This window comes from Rhizobium ruizarguesonis, assembly GCF_012349115.1.
GTDB lineage: Bacteria > Pseudomonadota > Alphaproteobacteria > Rhizobiales > Rhizobiaceae > Rhizobium > Rhizobium ruizarguesonis.
In genome coordinates, this window is record NZ_PQIG01000144.1 from 139,113 (window position 1) to 156,003 (window position 16,891).

Below are 16,891 nucleotides of genomic sequence, written 5' to 3' on the forward strand. Positions count from 1 at the left end.
ATCGCGGACCTCGCAGCTGCGTGCCTAACATTTAGCTCACACGGCGGTATGGCACCATACGGACGGGTTGCGCTTCTTAAATGTTCGATTTTATGTGGCAAATAAGCAGCAAATTCGCCACCGGCAGCGTAGGTGCTCTTCAGGGCGCCGCGCCATTAGTTTTCGAGATGTTGCTCGTTAGTCAGGGGCACGTTTCGTATGCCATTCCACACGTGAAAGGTCGCGCTTTTGGCAAAACACTCCAACATCGGTGCAGGATCGTTACAGATACAGTTAAACGTCTATATCGACGATTTTCGGTCGAAATGACATTGGCTAAAACAATTCGCCTGATGGGGAGTTGACGTGGGGGGATGGTACGGTTGGGGGGTCTCGAACCTCCGACCTCAGGTGCCACAAACCTGCGCTCTAACCAACTGAGCTACAACCGCATATATCGCGCTTGGCGCGATGGGGGTCACATACGAGGACTTGGCGACGAATTCAAGCCCCATTCCTCGTCAATATACAAAAAGGCCGGACGCGAGGTCCAGCCTTTTATCTGCGATCGGTAAAGACCGATCAGGCGACCTTGAAGGAAGCCATGGCCTTTTCGGCGGCGTCCTTGGAGGGCTTTGCGAGCTTCTCGGCCACCTGCTTGGTGGTTTCCTGCATCGACTTCGCCTGTTCGACAGCCAGCTCGGCCTGCTTGCGCAGGAACGAGGTCTGAAGTTCGAAGAATTCGGCCGGGGACTTGACGCCGAGAAGCGCTTCCAGGTGCGAGAGCGAGCTCTCGGCATTGACACGCAGAGCGTCGATCGCCTTCAGGCCGATCTCGACCGAGCCGGCCTGCGCCGTCTGGACGGTGGCTTCGAGCGTCTTGCCGGCTTCCTCGCCAGCGGTCTTCAGCTTGGCATAGGCATCCTTCGACTGCTGGGCGCCCTTTTCGGCGAATTCACGGAAAGATTCCGTGAACTTGGACGGGTCGAAAGAAGCGATTGAAAAAACGTCGTCGGTCTTTATGGTAGCCATGGGTCGCATCCTTTGGGTTGAGGCAGCCGCTGCCTGCGTTTGTTGGATGATGCTTATATAAGACATTTCATTGTGCATTGCAACAATTATTGTGCAGTGCACAAGACGTTAACCTTTCCGGCCGAAAACCCCCTCCTCTTCTGGACCGGCATGCGCCCCGCAGTTATTAATAAGCCGTTAATTTAAGAAGGCCGACAGCGACAAGGTTCGAACATGCCCGCAGTCCAATATCCGTTCATCGATATCGCCGTGCATGCACGGGTACGGGAACGCTTTTCACGCGGCGAGGCCATGGTGCTGTTTTCGGCCGATCTTGCCCGTCTGCTCTGGGCGAACGGTGCAGGTGCCGAGCTTTTCGACCATTCGGCAGTCTATGATTTGCTCGATCAGGGCGTAGACCGCGCCGACATAACCTTCCGCCAACTGGAAACGGCGGCGCGCCAGCTCACCGATATCGGCGACAGCCGCAGCCTGATCATCCGCGTTGCCAAGGGCTTTCAGCGTGCGCAGGTACAGGCGGCTGCCGAACTGATCCGGCTTTCCCAGGGCGAAAAGGCCATCCTGTTTTCAGTGCCGATCTCGGCAAAGCCGCTCGCAGCCGGCGCATCGGCGGCCCAGATGCTGCAGGGACTTGATGATCCCGATACGCATATGGCGGTGATCGGCGCCAATGGCGAGGTCATCGCGGCTTCGCCGGGCTTTGCCTCGCTCGGGATCTCCGAGCAGACGGCAAAGACCTTGATCAACCTTGCCGGCGCACATCCCGACCGGTTGGTGAAGCGTCCCGTCGCCACCGCCAGAGGCAATCTTCCGGCCGCCGTCGGCAAGCTCAGCGACGATCCGGCGCTCAATCTGCTCTTTGCCGTGGAGACTGCGGTCGGTCATCTCGACCCGATCGATACGCCCGCGCTCGACCCAGTCGATGCGCCCGCACAGGAAGAAAGCGTGCCGCCTGCCGAAGCGCTTCAGGACGAGCCTGTCGCCGCGACAGGCTTCACCGAGATCATCGAGGCGGTCTCGGGGATCGAAGAAGTCGAGGAGACACTCGAGGAGATCGCCGGCGAAAGCGAACAGCCGGCCGAGACAGCTGTTGCATCCGCAGACGAGGCGGTTGACGATGGGTTTTATCCTGCCGTGGATGCGGAGCCGGAGAGTGACGACGGCATGATCGATAGCAGCGCGGCTGAGGCCTACGAGCCCGCCGCGGTCGAGGACGATTTGGCCTCCGTTGCCGAGACGGTGGAACCGCCTGTTGAAGCCCGCGAAACGCCTATCGAAGACACGCCGGATGCGGTCCATGAAGAGCCCGTCATCGTAACGCCCGTGATCCCCGACGTACCCCCTGCCCCTGAGCTTGCGGCTGAGCCCGGCTTCGTCTTCAGGCCGAACAGCCGCGCCACGCGCTTCGTCTGGAAGATCGACGCCGAAGGCCGGTTCAACGAGGTCAGCCACGAATTTGCCGAGGCCGTCGGTCCGCATGCGTCCGACATTATCGGCTCTGGCTTCGGCGATGTCGCCGCCCTCTTCAATCTCGATCCTGACGGCAAGCTTTCGGAGGCGCTCGCCCGCCGCGACACGTGGTCGGGCAAGACAATCCACTGGCCGGTCGAAGGCACCAGCCTCGTCGTTCCGGTCGATTTGGCGGCGCTGCCGACCTATACCCGTAACCGCGACTTCGATGGGTTCCGCGGCTTCGGCGTCGTCCGGCTTTCCGATGCCCAGGAAGATCCACTGGCGCTCGGTCTGACACTCGGCCCCAACGGCATCGGCCATGATGCAGCGAGCCTCGGCCCGCCTGCCGAGACCGTTGCCGAGGTGGTACACGAAGCGGAGATAGCGCTTGAAGAGCCCCTGATCGAGCCCGCCCTGACGCAAGAGGTCGAGGATCAGGCGCCGCAGACGGAGCCAGCGCCGGAAGAGATTGCCACCGAGCAGGCGGCCATCGAGACACCTGCCCCAGAAAGTGCTGCAGAAAAAGTGGAAGGCAGCGCCGATGCCGGCGACGTTTCCGCCGCCGAGCCCGCAGCCGATCTTCCGCAAGAACCGCCGGCGCTTCGCATTTCGGAAACGCCCAATCGCCGCTTCTCCGACAAGATCATTCAGCTCCACAACAGCGGTGCCGGGCTGACGGCCGCCGAACAGGCCAATTTCCGCGAGATCGCCAAACGCCTCGAAGCCTTCGGAGCCAACAAGGACGGGCCTGCCGTCCCGGCGCCGGTGGAACCCGCCGTCACTGAAACCGCCGGCTTCGAAAAACCCTCCGGACCCGAAGAGTTCGAGGCCGAAATACCCGCCGTCGAGAAGGCGGAAACACCGTCGCTCGAGGAAATGGCGCCGCTGGAGGCGATCTTCGAGAATGCCGTCGAGGCCGAGCGCGAAGACGTCGTCGTCGCCGAAGAGCCTTCAATCATCGCCGAGGACGAGGCGACGGAAGGGCTTGAGGAGACGGTCAGCCAGATCGAGGTTCTCACAAGCTTCATCCCGCCGCGCGTCAAGATGACGGACGGGCTTTCGGTGGGCACGGTCGACCAGCTGCCTGTTGCCGTGCTCATTCATATCGGCGATGCGCTGATTCATGCCAATCCGGAATTCATGCGGCTGACGGGCTACGGCACGCTCGAGGCATTGCGCGAGGTGGGCGGCATCGAAGCCCTGCTGCAGCGCCGCGAACTCGAGGAAAAGTCGGTCGGCTCCGGCACCATGATGCTCGTCAAGGCCGATGATACGCTGGCGCCGGTGACCGCGCGGCTACAATCGGTGCGCTGGGAAGACGCCAACGCATTGATGCTGGCGCTGATGCCGGTGGAAGGCAAGGAAGATGGCCGCGGGGAAGCAAACCGGTCCGAGGGCCGTTCCGAAGGCCGCCCCGAGCGGATGGTCGAGAAGGTCGCCAAGCTTCAGGTCGAAGTGGAAGAATTGCGCTCGATCCTGGAAACGGCGACCGATGGCGTCGTCGTCATCGGCACCGAGGGCGACATCCGCTCGATGAACCGGTCGGCCAGTGCGCTTTTCAATTACGACGAGCAGGAGACGCGCGGCAAACCCTTCGTCATGCTGTTTGCCCATGAGAGCCAGAAGGCGGTGATCGACTATCTGAACGGCCTCTCCGGCCATGGCGTGGCGAGTGTGCTGAACGACGGGCGTGAAGTGATCGGCCGCGAGGCCGCCGGCGGCTTCGTGCCGCTGTTCATGACGATGGGCCAGCTCACCTCCTCCAACGGCTATTGCGCCGTCATCCGCGATATCACCCAGTGGAAGCGCACCGAGGACGAGCTGCGCAATGCCAAGGGCGCGGCCGAAACCGCCAACGCCCACAAGACCGATTTCCTCGCCCGTGTCAGCCACGAGATCCGCACGCCGCTCAACGCCATTATCGGCTTTTCCGACATGATGGCGGGCGAGCGCTTCGGCCCGATCGGCCATCCGCGTTATATCGAATATGCCAATGATATCGGCCGCTCCGGCCGGCACGTCCTCGACATCGTCAACGACCTGCTCGACATTTCGAAGATCGAAGCGGGCGAGATGGATCTCGATTTTGATGCCGTCGGTCTCAACGAGGCTGTCTCTGAGGCCGTGGCGCTGATACAGCCGCAGGCGAATGGCCAGCGCGTCATCATCCGCACCGCGCTGTCGCAATCGGTGCCCGATGTCGTGGCCGATCTACGCTCGATTAAGCAGATCGCCCTGAACATCCTGTCGAACGCCATCCGCTTCACCCCATCGGGCGGGCAGATCGTCGTTTCCACGTCCTATGAGACCAATGGCAGCGTCGTCCTCAGGGTCCGCGATACCGGCATCGGCATGACGCGCGGCGAACTCGACCAGGCGATGAAGCCGTTCCGGCAGGTCTCCTCGACCCAATCGCGCCATCGCGGCGACGGCACCGGGCTCGGCCTGCCGCTGACCAAGGCGATGGTGGATGCCAACCGGGCAACGTTCTCGATCAACTCGACGCCGAACGAGGGCACGCTCGTCGAGATCACCTTCCCGTCGCAGCGGGTGCTGGCCGGCTAGAGCCGCGCTTTGCGCGTCTGAAAAGACGCACGGCGGTGTAAGCGCATAAAGAAAAGGCAGCCAGAGGCTGCCTAGAATTTGGTGCTGTTCAACAAGAGCTCAGTCGATCAACGTCATGTTTCGGAGGCCAGAAGGCCCCAGGCCGCCTCGTTCATGTGCGACCCCCAAGATGGCTTCACCTTTGACAAACCTTTCTTAACGAAAGGTTTCCATGACAGGAGATTGATAGAGGGTGAAAGCTTGTAGTTTCCGATCGCTGTCAATCCTTCAGTTCGTTTAGCCCGGCGAAGAGCCGCAGCGCCTCGGGATTGGCGAGCGCTTCCTGGTTCTTCACCGGCCGGCCGTGAACGACCTCGCGCACGGCAAGCTCGACGATCTTGCCGGATTTGGTGCGGGGAATATCGGCAACCGCGATGATCTTCGCCGGCACGTGCCGCGGCGAGGCGCCGGTGCGAACACGCGTCTTGATCGCCTTGACGAGATCCTCCGTCAGCGCCACACCGGGGGCAAGGCGAACAAAGAGGATGACGCGCACGTCGTCGTCCCACTCCTGGCCGATGCAGAGCGCCTCGGCCACCTCCTCCATCTGCTCGACCTGATTGTAGATCTCCGCCGTGCCGATGCGCACGCCGCCGGGATTGAGCGTCGCATCCGAACGGCCGTGGATGATCAGGCCGCCATGCTCCGTCCATTCAGCGAAATCGCCATGGCACCAGATATTGTCGAAGCGGTCGAAATAGGCGGCGCGATATTTGGCGCCATCGGGGTCGTTCCAGAACATTACCGGCATCGAGGGGAAGGCCTTGGTGCAGACGAGCTCACCCTTCTCCCCGCGCACCGGTTTGCCATCATCGTTCCAGACATCGACGGCAAGGCCGAGGCCAGCCCCCTGGATCTCGCCGCGCCAGACCGGCTGCAGCGGATTGCCGAGCACGAAGCAGGAGACGATATCGGTGCCGCCCGAGATCGAGGCGAGCTGCACGTCTTCCTTGATGCCCTCATAGACGAAGGTGAACCCTTCCGGCGACAGCGGCGAACCGGTGGAGGTCATCAGCCGCAGGCTGGACAGATCGTGACTTGCGCGCGGCGTCAGCCCGCCCTTGCGCACCGCATCGATATATTTCGCCGAAGTGCCGAAGATGGCGAATTTTTCGGCCTCGGCATAGTCGAACAGCACGTTGCCGTCGGGTGCGAAGGGAGAGCCGTCGAACAGGCAGAGCGTTGCGCCGCTGGCGAGACCGCTGACCAGCCAGTTCCACATCATCCAGCCGCAGGTGGTGAAGTAGAACAGCTTTTCGCCCGCCTCCAGGCCGCAATGCAGCCGCTGCTCCTTCAGATGCTGCAGCAGCGTGCCGCCGGCCGAATGCACGATGCATTTCGGCACGCCTGTCGTGCCCGATGAAAAGAGGATGTAGAGCGGGTGCGAAAAACCAAGCCGTGCGAACTCGACCTCTCTTGCCTCATAAGGCGCGACAAAGGCCTCAAGCGTTGAAGCCCCTGGCGTCTTGCGCGCCACTGCCTCGGCATCGCCGGCGTAGTGGACAATGATGGAGGGAACACCCAGACTTTTTGTGACGGTGGCGACCTTGGCGCCGACATCCTGCAGCTTGCCGGAATACCAATAGGCATCGCAGGCGATGAACAGCCTCGGGCCGATCTGGCCGAAACGGTCGAGCACACCCTGCTCACCGAAATCAGGCGAACAGGACGACCAGATGGCGCCGATCGAGGCGGCGGCGAGCATGGCGGCGACGGTCTCCGGCATGTTCGGCATCATGGCGGCGATGCGATCGCCCTTGCCGATGCCGAGTGCTGAGAAGGCCTGCTGCAACTTCGAGACCAGCGCACGCAGCCGGTCCCACGACCAGCGGTCCTCGGCCTTATCCTCGCCGCGGAAGATGATCGCATCGCCGTCACCACGGCCAGACAGAAGGTTTTCGGCGAAGTTCAGCGTCGCATCGGGAAAGAAGCGGGCCTCCAGCATGCGGTCGCCATTGGCAAGCACCTCTGCGCCGCGCTCTCCCTTCACGCCGCAGAAATCCCAGACGGTCGACCAGAAATTCTCCCGCTCGGCCACCGACCATGCATGCAGGTCCTCAAAGCCAGAAAGAGAAAGCCCGAAATCGGCATTGCAGCGTTCCATGAAGGCATGGATCGGGCTCTTTGCAATGGCATCCTGCGAGGGCACCCAAAGTGGTCTGTTATCCTGCATTCAATCCTCCTCCCCAATGCCGTCCTTATATCATGCTGCATTGCATTATAAAGCGCGGAACCGACGCGATCCGTCGCCTGGAGCATGATGCCGAAAAGTGTGAGCGGTTTTCGGACGACATCATGCTCCAACTATTTAATTGAAAGTGCTACAGCGTCCTTTGCGCGTCTGAAAAGACGCGCGGCGCTGTCGGGATTTGCATATGCCTGATATTTCCTATATCCGGCGAAATCAGCGCATAACGGGATGACCGGCTGAATTTGCCGGCGGAGATCATGAGCACGTCAAGACATCGCAGGTGGCGCAGGAAGATCGGACCCGTTTCGCGCTGGCTTCCGGCCTTCGCCCGCCTGTCGACGGTATTCCTGCTGATCGCGCTCGCGCTTTTCGTGGCGCTCAGGGTGGCCGCACCCTATCTCATCTCGACCGGCTTCGTGCGCTCCGGCATCGAGGACGCACTGTCGAAATGGACGGGCTACCATGCCGAGATCAAGGGCAGTCCGGTTCTCGAATTCTGGCCGACACCGCGCATCACGCTGAACCAGATCACCATCCGCCAGCCGCGCGAAAGCGGCGACAAGATGCTCGGCAGCATTGAAAGCCTGTCGGCCGATTTCAGCCTCATCGATGCGTTGCGAGGCCGGACAAGCTTCCACGAATTCCATTTGGTGCGCCCCAACCTGGCGCTGACGCGCGACGAGAAAGGGCTGATCGACTGGAGTTATGCCGGCCTGCTCGCACGCGCGATCAGCGGCGTGCGCTCCGAAAACGGAGCTGAGGTGCTCGCTCCGGATCTCGATGCCGAGATCGGCGCAGTGACGGTCGAGGACGGCACGCTTGTGGTCACCGACATCAAGTCCGCCAAGACCTATCATTTCGAGAGCGTCACCGCAGATATCGCCTGGCCGAGGCTATCCGGCGCGATCTCGGCGGTCGTCATCGCCCGCATCAACGGCGAGGACCTGAAGGTCGATTTCGCCTCGCGCCAGCCGCTGCTCGCCTTTGCCGGCGGGAATGCCGAAACCCGGACGTCGCTCACATCAAACCTGCTGACCGCGCACTTCCAGGGGATTGCTAGCATCGCCAGCCTTTCGGCCCTTTCCGGCAATATCACCGCCAGCATTCCCGATGTGTCCGCGCTGCTGACGTGGTCGGGCAAATCGATCCCGGGCATCGCAACGTTGAAGAGCGCTTCGCTGGAATCCGACATCATGTCGTCGGGCAACGGGCTGCGCTTCAACAATCTCAGTCTCTCGCTGAACGAAGCGAGTGCCACCGGGGTGATGGACCTTTTCACCCAACCCGGCAAACGCCCGAAGATCGGCGGCACGCTCGCCTTCGACCAGATGAACCTCAAGCCCTTCCTCGACGCCTTCGCGCTCAGGCTCGCCGCCGGCGAGGCGGAGGAAATCTCCGCTGGCATAGGCGGGCCGCTGCAGGCGCTCGACCTCGACGTCAGGCTTTCGGCGCGGCGCGCGCAGATGGGTCTCTTCGAACTTTCCGACGTCGGCGCCAGCGTGATCGTTGCCGGCGGCGAAGCGAAATTCGATATTGGCGACAGCCAGTTCGAAGGCGGCGAGATGACCGCGCATCTGGAAGCGACGCAGCGCGACTTCGATGGCGGCGGCAAGCTACAGCTGTCGATCCGCAATGCCGACTTCGCAGCCCTTGTCGAGCGCCTGCAGCTGAAGGGTCCGCTGCCGCTTGCGACAGGATCACTCGATCTCGACCTGCAGTCGCCGAAGGCGATCTGGACGACCGGTCTTGCCGACGTCACCGGCAAGCTGCGTTTCTGGACGGGGGAAGGTACGATTCCGGGCATCGATGCCGCAGCACTCCGGACACAGGCGGCCGAAAAGCCGTTCTTTCCGCTGAGCGCGGCAGCAGGCGGCGCCTTCGCCTTCAACCAGCTGAACCTTCAGGCCGATTTCGCCAACGGCACCGCCGAGATGCACGACGCCCATATCGCCGGCGCCACACAGACGCTGACACTTTCCGGCGTCATCACCTATCAGTCGAACGGGCTGGCGCTTTCCGGATCGCTGGAGGCAACCGATCCGGCCAAGGCGGCGGAGCTGCCGCTTCTGCCGTTCTTCGTCGGCGGTTCATGGCCGAACCCGGTGATCTCACCGGTTCCGCTATTCGGCAATACACCCCACGCGCAATGAAGCATGTCGCGCAAAAGTGTGCAGCGGTTTTGCGCGACATGCGTAAAATAGAGACATAAAGCTCGAGGAGCACGCGCTTTAGACCTCACGCACCGGCCGCAGCGGCGCGCTCGTCCCTCTGTCGCTGCGTTTCGCGGCGCTTGGTGACGATTGAGGCGCAGATGACGCCGAAGGCGACGACGCCGATCAGGATCGTGCACACCGCATTGATCTCGGGCGTCACGCCAAGGCGGACCTGGCTGTAGATCCTCATCGGCAGCGTGGTGGCGCCAGGCCCCGAGGTGAAGCTCGCAATCACCAGATCGTCAAGTGACAGGGTGAAGGCCAGGATCCAGCCGGAGAGCACGGCGGGCGCGATGATCGGCAGGGTGATCTCGAAGAAAGTGCGCACCGGCGGCGCGCCGAGATCCTGGGCCGCTTCCTCGATCGAATGATCGAAACTCAGCAGGCGCGACTGCACGACGACGGCGACGAAGCACATGGTCAGCGTCGTATGCGCGAGCGTGATCGTCCAGAAACCACGGTCGAGACCGATCGCCACAAAGAGCAGCAGCAATGACAGGCCGGTGATGACCTCCGGCATGACGAGCGGGGCATAGACCATGCCCGAAAACAGCATGCGGCCGCGAAAGCGGGTGTAGCGCACCAATGTCAGCGCCGCCATCGTGCCGAGGATGGTTGCCAACGTCGCCGACAGCAGCCCGACGCGCAGCGTCACCCAGGCAGCGTCGAGCAAGGCCTGATTGCTCATCAACGAGACATACCATTTCGTCGAGAAGCCGCCCCAGACGGTCACGAGTTTGGATTCGTTGAAGGAAAAAATCACCAGAAGCACGATCGGCAGATAGAGGAAGGCGAAGCCGAGCGTGACGGAGACGATGTTGAAGCGGGTCCATTTCAGCATGGTTTATTTCCCCCGCTCTTCGGCTTTGGCCTGGACATTCTGGAAGAAGACAATCGGGATGACCAGGATCAGCAACAGGATGGTTGCCACCGCCGAGGACACCGGCCAGTCGCGATTGGAATTGAACTCGTTCCACAGTGTCTTGCCGATCATCAGCGTCTGCGACCCGCCGAGCAGATCGGGGATGACGAATTCGCCGACGGCCGGGATGAAGACCAGCATGCAGCCGGCCACCACGCCGGGGATCGACAGCGGGAAGGTGACGCGCCAGAAGGCGGTGATCGGCGGGCAGCCGAGATCCTGTGCGGCTTCGATCAGCGTGCCGTCCATCTTCTCCAGCGCCGAGTAAAGCGGCAGCACCATGAAGGGCAGATAGGAATAGACGATGCCGATGTAGACGGCGGTATTGGTGTTGAGGATGATCAGCGGCGTGTCGATGAGGTGCAGCGACAGCAGCAGCTGGTTGAACAGCCCCTCCGGCTTGAGGATGGCGATCCAGGCGTAGACGCGGATCAGGAAGCTCGTCCAGAAGGGCAGGATGACGAGCATCACCAGCGTCGGCCGCAGGCCACGTGGCGCCTGCGCCATGCCGTAGGCGATCGGATAGGCGATCAGCAGCGTCAGGAAGGTGGAGATCGCGGCGATCACCACGCTCGACACATAGGCGTTGAAATAGAGCGGGTCGTCGGTGAGGTAGGTGTAATTGTCGAGGGAGAATTCGCCGATCTTGCTTAAGAGGCCGGCCCAGCCGTCGGCGAAGGAAAAGACAGGCTCATAGGGCGGCATAGCGATCGCCGTCGTCGACATCGAAATGCGGAAGACGATGAAGAAGGGCGCCAGGAAGAAGAGCAGCAGCCAGGCGTAAGGGATGACGATGACGAGGCGATTGTAGAGGCCGGACGTGAACTTGCCCATGATGTCAATCCTTCAGCAGGACGCCGGCATTCTCGTCGAAGGAGACCCAGACTTCCTGATCGTAGGTGAAGGGGTCGTCGACGGAGCGCTGCGCATTGAGGGACGAGGCCTTGACGACGTTGCCGCTTTGCAATTTCACATGGAAGACGGTCATGTCGCCGAGATAGGCGATATCCCAGAGTTCGCCTCTGGCGGCGTTGACGGAGGCGTTGGCGGGCGCTGTGCGCCCGACCCGCATCTTTTCCGGCCGGATGGCGAAGCCGACGGCGCTGCCTGCGGAGGGCGTCTCGGCGGCAGCGACCCGCACGCTGAAGCCGCTGTCGATTGATATCTCGACGGTGCCGTTGCCCGATGAGGCGACCTTGCCGTCGAAAATGTTCACATCGCCGATGAAATCGGCGACGAAGCGGCAATTCGGCGCCTCGTAGATTTCGGCCGGCGTCGCCACCTGCACGACCTTGCCGTGGCTCATGACGGCGATACGGTCGGCCATGGTCATCGCCTCTTCCTGGTCGTGGGTGACGACGACGAAGGTGAGGCCGAGATTCTGCTGCAGGTCCATCAGCTCGAACTGGGTTTCCTCGCGCAGCTTCTTGTCGAGCGCGCCGAGCGGTTCGTCGAGCAGCAGCACCTTCGGGCGCTTGGCGAGCGAGCGGGCCAGCGCCACGCGCTGGCGCTGGCCGCCGGAAAGCTGGTTCGGCTTGCGGGAGGCAAATTGCTCCAGCTTGACGAGCTTCAACATCTGCAAGACGCGGTCGGTCATCTCGTCCTTCGCCATGCCGTCCTGTTTCAGGCCGAAGGCGATGTTCTTCTCGACCGTCATGTGCGGGAAAAGCGCATAGGACTGGAACATCATGTTGACGGGGCGCCGATAGGGCGGCGTGCCGGCCATGTCGGTGCCGTCGAGCACGATTTCGCCCGAGGTCGGCTGCTCGAAGCCGGCGAGCATGCGCAGAAGCGTCGACTTGCCGCAGCCGGAAGCGCCGAGCAGCGCGAAGAACTCGCGGTGATAAATATCGAGCGACAGGTTATCGACGGCGGTGAAATCACCGAAACGCTTGGTGACGTTCTTGATTGAAATAAAGGGCTTGGCGGACGGATCGGTCCAAGGTGCGAAAGAGCGGCGAATATTGCCTAGAGACTTCATATTGTTCCCCGAAAATACATTATTTTCTTTTGTTCTCGGCTTTTGTTCCCGGCTTCACCCGACCGGAATCGTCAAAAAAGGCCCGGACGTTTCCGTCCGGGCCGTTATTCTATCATTGGCCGGTGACCACGGTGGTCCATAGCCGCGTCACGATCCGCTGCGTCTTCGGATCGAGCGGCGGAACGGTGAAGAGTTTCGCCATTACCTCCGGCGTCGGGTAGATCGCCGTATCGTCGAGGACCTCCTTGTCGAGGAACTGCTGCGAGGCCTTGTTGCCGTTGGCGTAGAAGACGAAGTTCGAGGCCTTGGCGATCACTTCCGGCTTCATCATGTAGTTGATGAATTCATGGGCTTCGGCGACATGCGGTGCATCCTTCGGAATGCCGAAGACGTCAAAGAAGATCTGAGCGCCCTGCGACGGGACCGAATAATCGACCTTTACGCCGGCATTGGCTTCCGCGGCACGGTCGCGGGCCTGGAACATGTCGCCGGAATAACCGAGCGCGATGCAGATATCGCCGTTCGCCAACGCGCTGATATATTCGGACGAATGGAACTTGCGGACGAAGGGACGGACGGCCGTGAGAACCTCCTGCGCCTTCTTGAGATCGGCGGGATCGGTGCTGTTCGGATTGAGCCCGAGATAGGCGAGTACCGAGGGCACGACGTCGGTTGGAGAATCCAGCATATAGATGCCGCAGTCCTTGAGTTTCGCCGCTTTCGCCGGATCGAACAACGCGTCCCAATTGGGCTTCTCGTCGGTGCCGAGGGCAGCCTTGACCTTGTCGACATTATAGCCAATGCCCGTCGTGCCCCACATGTAGTCGACGCTGTATTCATTGCCGGGGTCGAAGGACGCCACGCCCTTCATGATGACATCCCACATGTTGACCAGGTTCGGCAGCTTCGACTTGTCGAGCTTCTGGTAGACGCCGGCGGCGATCTGGCGCTGCATGAAGGATACCGTGGGGACGACGACGTCATACCCCGAACCACCGGCCAAGAGCTTGGTTTCCAGCGTCTCGTTGGAATCGAAGGTGTCGTAGACGACCTTGATGCCGGTTTCCTTGGTGAAATCCTCGAGAATGGAACTGTCGATATAATCCGACCAGTTGTAGACGTTGACCACACGCTCCTGCGCAAAGGCCGGCACGGCAGCAAGGAGTGCGGTAACGGCGGCGGCCGTCACGCATAGGATGGTTGACCTCATGACTTCTCCTGTTTGTTCAAAGATTCCGCACCCCCGGACATCTTTTCCCTCTGGTTTTCCACGCAGACTAAGAAGGAATTTCACAGCCCACAAGCGCAAAATCCCGCGCCCTCAACGATTTCACAATCACTGGAAATCGAAGGCGCTGAGCCCCGCCACCATCTCGTCGAGCCCGAGCGGTCTCGTCACCGGCGGCTCGGCCCGGGAAAGGCAGCCGCGCCGCTCGCAAAGGCGACAGGCCGGACCGATCGTGACCGGATCGAGCGCCATCGCCTGCCCATAGACCACACCCTCGCCAAGGGCGGCGTCGCAGCCGATCAGGATCGCGGTGCGCCTTACCCTTTCGCCGAATTCGACGCTCGGTCCCTCCAAGGTGCGGGCGACCGTCAGGAAGGATGCCCCGTCCGGCATGACGACCGTTTCGGCGAGGATCTGGCCCGGTTGCAGGAAAGCGGCGTGGATATTGAGCTTCGGACAGCCGCCGCCGAAACGGGCCTGCGGAAAACCCTGGGAGCCTGCCCTGCGCAGCCGGTGGCCAGCGGCATCGATCTCGATCAGGAAGAAGGGAATGGCGGCCGCCCCGGGCCGCTGCAGCATGGCAAGGCGCGCAGCGGCGTGGCCGAAGGAGACGCCGAAGCGCGCACGCAGAATATCGATATCGTAGCGCGTTGCCTTGGCCGCCGACAGAAAAGCTTCATAGGGCATTGTGAGCGCCAGCGCGGCGAGGCGGGCAAGCTCGAAGCGGGCGATGCGGCGCGCCTCGGCGGAGGAGAGCGGGAGATCGGCGAGCTCGGCATCGATTGCCGGCAGCAAAGCGAGAGTCGCGGCCTCGATGGCGATTTCATGCGCACGGTCGGCCTGTGACAGACGCTCCGAGATGAAAAGCCGCATCGAATGGCGATCGAAACGGCGGCGCAGATCCGGCATCACATGGACGGGCAGGACACGCACCGCGATGCCGCGCTCGGAGCGCAGCCAATCCTTCAGCCCGGCGACAAGATCGACGCCCCAGGGGAGCGTTGCGGCAAAGGCTTCCGCCGCCGTCTCGATCCGTCCGAAATAGCCGGACCTGCGCTCCAGCGCCTCGCGCACCTCATCCAGCGGCAACCGGCCGGCGGCGACCGGCGCATGCCCTTCGGCGGCCATCAGCACCGTCAGATCGGACAGCCTTGCCGCCTGCTCACGATAGGCGCGGTAGAGCTTGATCATGCCGCTCGCGGCATTGGGTGCTGCCTCGGCCACCTCCACCAGTTCCTGATCACCCGGCAACTCGCCCGACAGCAGCGGATCGGCAAAGATCTCCTTGAGCTGGTCGAGACTGCCGCCGGTCTGCCCCCGCAACTCCTCCAGATCGACCCTATAGACGCTTGCAAGCTTGAGAAGGAGCTGCACCGTCAGCGGCCGCTGGTTGCGCTCGATCAGGTTCAGGTAGGAAGGCGATATTTCAAGCGCCTCGGCCATGGCGGTCTGTGTCAGCGCCAGCGCATTGCGGATGCGCCTGACTTTCGGGCCTGCGAATATCTTTCGTTCCGCCATGTCACACCCTTTGACAAGGAAGGAGCGCTGTATTTACAAAATTTTACAAATTCACAGCGCCGCTCTGTCAATCCTCGTCATCTTAACCTCTTTCTGAGCAGGAAATCAAAGGTTTTTCTGGTCATACCGGCTGATATTGTCAATCTTGTCACGCGGCACCTTTGTCAGGCTTTTTAGTGAGGAGAGCAGCATGACGGATTTTTACAAGCTTGTTCCAAACGCATCAGCACGCCGTTTCGATGGCATCGAGAGGCCGTACTCGGCCGATGACGTGCGGCGGCTCAGAGGCTCGGTGGCGCTGCGCCATACGCTGGCCGAAATGGGGGCGGACCGGTTGTGGCAGCTCATTCACCAGGAGGATTTCGTCAATGCGCTCGGCGCACTTTCCGGCAACCAGGCCATGCAGATGGTGCGCGCCGGACTGAAGGCAATCTATCTCTCCGGCTGGCAGGTGGCGGCCGACGCCAATACGGCATCGGCGATGTATCCCGACCAGTCACTCTATCCGGCCAATGCCGGTCCGGAACTGGCCAAACGCATCAACCGCACGCTGCAGCGCGCCGATCAGATCGAGACCGCGGAAGCCCAGGGACTTTCCGTCGAGACCTGGTTTGCGCCGATCGTTGCCGATGCGGAAGCAGGCTTCGGCGGACCGCTCAACGCCTTCGAAATCATGAAGGCCTATATCGAGGCGGGTGCTGCGGGCGTTCACTTCGAGGACCAGCTCGCTTCGGAGAAGAAATGCGGCCATCTCGGCGGCAAAGTGCTGATCCCGACGGCCGCCCATATCCGCAATCTCGATGCTGCGCGGCTTGCCGCCGACGTCATGGGGGTTGCGACGCTGGTCATCGCCCGCACCGACGCGGAAGCGGCAAAGCTCTTGACGTCGGACATCGACGAGCGCGACCAGCCCTTCGTCGACTATGATGCCGGCCGCACGGTCGAAGGTTTCTATCAGGTGCGAAACGGCATCGAGCCCTGCATCGCGCGTGCCGTGGCCTATGCGCCGCATTGCGATCTCATCTGGTGCGAAACCTCGAAGCCGGACCTCGATCAGGCGCGGCGCTTTGCCGAAGGCGTGCACAGGGTCCATCCTGGCAAGCTGCTCGCCTATAATTGCTCACCTTCCTTCAACTGGAAGAAGAATCTCGACGAGGCGACGATTGCACGGTTCCAGCGCGAACTCGGCGCGATGGGCTACAAGTTCCAGTTCATCACGCTCGCCGGCTTCCACCAGCTGAACTACGGCATGTACGAACTGGCGCGCGGCTACCGGCAGCGGCAGATGTCGGCCTATTCCGAGCTGCAGCAGGCGGAATTCGCCGCCGAGGCCAATGGCTATACCGCGACCAAACACCAGCGCGAGGTCGGCACCGGCTATTTCGACGCCGTGTCGCTCGCCATCACCGGCGGCCGATCTTCGACGACGGCGATGCACGGCTCGACCGAACATGCGCAGTTCAAACCGGCTGCGGAATAACCCGAAGAGGAGGAGAAGATCATGGCATCCATTACACGCGTCAGGGAACGGGCCGAGGAGCAGGCAAGCAGCATGAGCGAGGATCAGCAGACGACGATCCGCATGCTCGCCAACGACCTGCATCGGCTGAACCAATCGGTCATGAAAGCCGTCGAGGCCGGCGTCTCGGTCGAACTGGTGCGCTCGGCCCGTCATCACGGCGGCGACGGCCACTGGGGCGACCTACTGATTCCGGTCGTCGTCACCAACCGGCATTGACGACCGGCAGCGGGCCGACGGTGGCGGCCCGCT

11 protein-coding genes and 1 tRNA gene are annotated in these 16,891 nt (G+C 61.9%); 4 read left to right on the forward strand and 8 right to left on the reverse strand.

The features are described from left to right. Positions 1-354 precede the first annotated feature (354 nt). A tRNA-His gene (locus tag C3Y91_RS37125) sits at positions 355-431 on the reverse strand. A gap of 130 nt (positions 432-561) precedes the next feature. Next, entirely contained in the window at positions 562-1,011 is a 450-nt protein-coding gene (locus C3Y91_RS37130) for a phasin (protein ID WP_168576418.1), read from the reverse strand. Positions 1,012-1,224: 213 nt separating this feature from the next. Between C3Y91_RS37130 and C3Y91_RS37135 the strand changes: the two genes are divergently transcribed. Then, positions 1,225-5,028, forward strand: a complete 3,804-nt coding sequence (locus C3Y91_RS37135; RefSeq protein WP_168576419.1) for an ATP-binding protein — start codon at positions 1,225-1,227, stop codon at positions 5,026-5,028. Between the two features lie 259 nt (positions 5,029-5,287). Here C3Y91_RS37135 and C3Y91_RS37140 read toward each other — a convergent pair whose 3' ends face one another. Further along, positions 5,288-7,240: an acetoacetate--CoA ligase gene (locus tag C3Y91_RS37140; protein ID WP_168576420.1), complete on the reverse strand. Its 1,953-nt coding sequence runs from the start codon at positions 7,238-7,240 to the stop codon at positions 5,288-5,290. 275 nt (positions 7,241-7,515) lie between these two features. Here C3Y91_RS37140 and C3Y91_RS37145 point away from each other — a divergent pair, with 275 nt between their 5' ends. Next, positions 7,516-9,408 carry an AsmA family protein gene (locus C3Y91_RS37145; protein ID WP_168576421.1) on the forward strand — a complete coding sequence of 631 codons (1,893 nt, stop codon included), beginning with the start codon at positions 7,516-7,518 and terminating at the stop codon, positions 9,406-9,408. Between the two features lie 85 nt (positions 9,409-9,493). Here the strand turns inward: C3Y91_RS37145 and C3Y91_RS37150 are convergent, their stop codons facing one another. From C3Y91_RS37150 to C3Y91_RS37170, 5 genes are all read right to left on the reverse strand, one after another. After that, positions 9,494-10,312, reverse strand: a complete 819-nt coding sequence (locus C3Y91_RS37150; RefSeq protein ID WP_168576422.1) for an ABC transporter permease — start codon at positions 10,310-10,312, stop codon at positions 9,494-9,496. 3 nt (positions 10,313-10,315) lie between these two features. After that, positions 10,316-11,227, reverse strand: coding sequence for an ABC transporter permease subunit (locus tag C3Y91_RS37155; protein WP_018244859.1), 912 nt, complete (start codon positions 11,225-11,227; stop codon positions 10,316-10,318). A 4-nt stretch (positions 11,228-11,231) separates the two neighbouring features. Further along, the gene (locus tag C3Y91_RS37160) at positions 11,232-12,374 is read right to left on the reverse strand and encodes an ABC transporter ATP-binding protein (RefSeq protein ID WP_168576423.1); all 1,143 of its coding nucleotides are present in this window, start codon (positions 12,372-12,374) and stop codon (positions 11,232-11,234) included. 112 nt (positions 12,375-12,486) lie between these two features. Next, positions 12,487-13,584, reverse strand: coding sequence for a polyamine ABC transporter substrate-binding protein (locus C3Y91_RS37165; protein ID WP_027685946.1), 1,098 nt, complete (start codon positions 13,582-13,584; stop codon positions 12,487-12,489). Positions 13,585-13,710: 126 nt separating this feature from the next. Then, positions 13,711-15,120, reverse strand: a complete 1,410-nt coding sequence (locus tag C3Y91_RS37170; RefSeq protein WP_168576424.1) for a helix-turn-helix domain-containing protein — start codon at positions 15,118-15,120, stop codon at positions 13,711-13,713. A 190-nt stretch (positions 15,121-15,310) separates the two neighbouring features. Here C3Y91_RS37170 and aceA point away from each other — a divergent pair, with 190 nt between their 5' ends. Further along, on the forward strand, positions 15,311-16,600 hold the full coding sequence (gene aceA, locus C3Y91_RS37175; protein WP_168576425.1) for an isocitrate lyase: 1,290 nt from the start codon (positions 15,311-15,313) through the stop codon (positions 16,598-16,600). Between the two features lie 21 nt (positions 16,601-16,621). Next, positions 16,622-16,858 (forward strand): SMc00767 family acetate metabolism repressor, encoded by a 237-nt coding sequence (locus C3Y91_RS37180; RefSeq protein WP_003545603.1) that lies wholly within the window; start codon positions 16,622-16,624, stop codon positions 16,856-16,858. The last annotated feature ends 33 nt before the right edge of the window (positions 16,859-16,891 follow it).

Excerpts from the sequence above, each read along its gene's own strand:
- C3Y91_RS37130 (WP_168576418.1), bottom strand. The coding sequence starts at position 1,011 with ATGGCTACCATAAAGACCGACGACGTTTTTTCAATCGCTTCTTTCGAC.
- C3Y91_RS37160 (WP_168576423.1), bottom strand. The coding sequence starts at position 12,374 with ATGAAGTCTCTAGGCAATATTCGCCGCTCTTTCGCACCTTGGACCGAT.
- C3Y91_RS37165 (WP_027685946.1), bottom strand. The coding sequence starts at position 13,584 with ATGAGGTCAACCATCCTATGCGTGACGGCCGCCGCCGTTACCGCACTC.
- C3Y91_RS37140 (WP_168576420.1), bottom strand. The coding sequence starts at position 7,240 with ATGCAGGATAACAGACCACTTTGGGTGCCCTCGCAGGATGCCATTGCA.
- C3Y91_RS37180 (WP_003545603.1), top strand. The coding sequence starts at position 16,622 with ATGGCATCCATTACACGCGTCAGGGAACGGGCCGAGGAGCAGGCAAGC.
- C3Y91_RS37170 (WP_168576424.1), bottom strand. The coding sequence starts at position 15,120 with ATGGCGGAACGAAAGATATTCGCAGGCCCGAAAGTCAGGCGCATCCGC.
- aceA (WP_168576425.1), top strand. The coding sequence starts at position 15,311 with ATGACGGATTTTTACAAGCTTGTTCCAAACGCATCAGCACGCCGTTTC.
- C3Y91_RS37150 (WP_168576422.1), bottom strand. The coding sequence starts at position 10,312 with ATGCTGAAATGGACCCGCTTCAACATCGTCTCCGTCACGCTCGGCTTC.
- C3Y91_RS37145 (WP_168576421.1), top strand. The coding sequence starts at position 7,516 with ATGAGCACGTCAAGACATCGCAGGTGGCGCAGGAAGATCGGACCCGTT.
- C3Y91_RS37135 (WP_168576419.1), top strand. The coding sequence starts at position 1,225 with ATGCCCGCAGTCCAATATCCGTTCATCGATATCGCCGTGCATGCACGG.
- C3Y91_RS37155 (WP_018244859.1), bottom strand. The coding sequence starts at position 11,227 with ATGGGCAAGTTCACGTCCGGCCTCTACAATCGCCTCGTCATCGTCATC.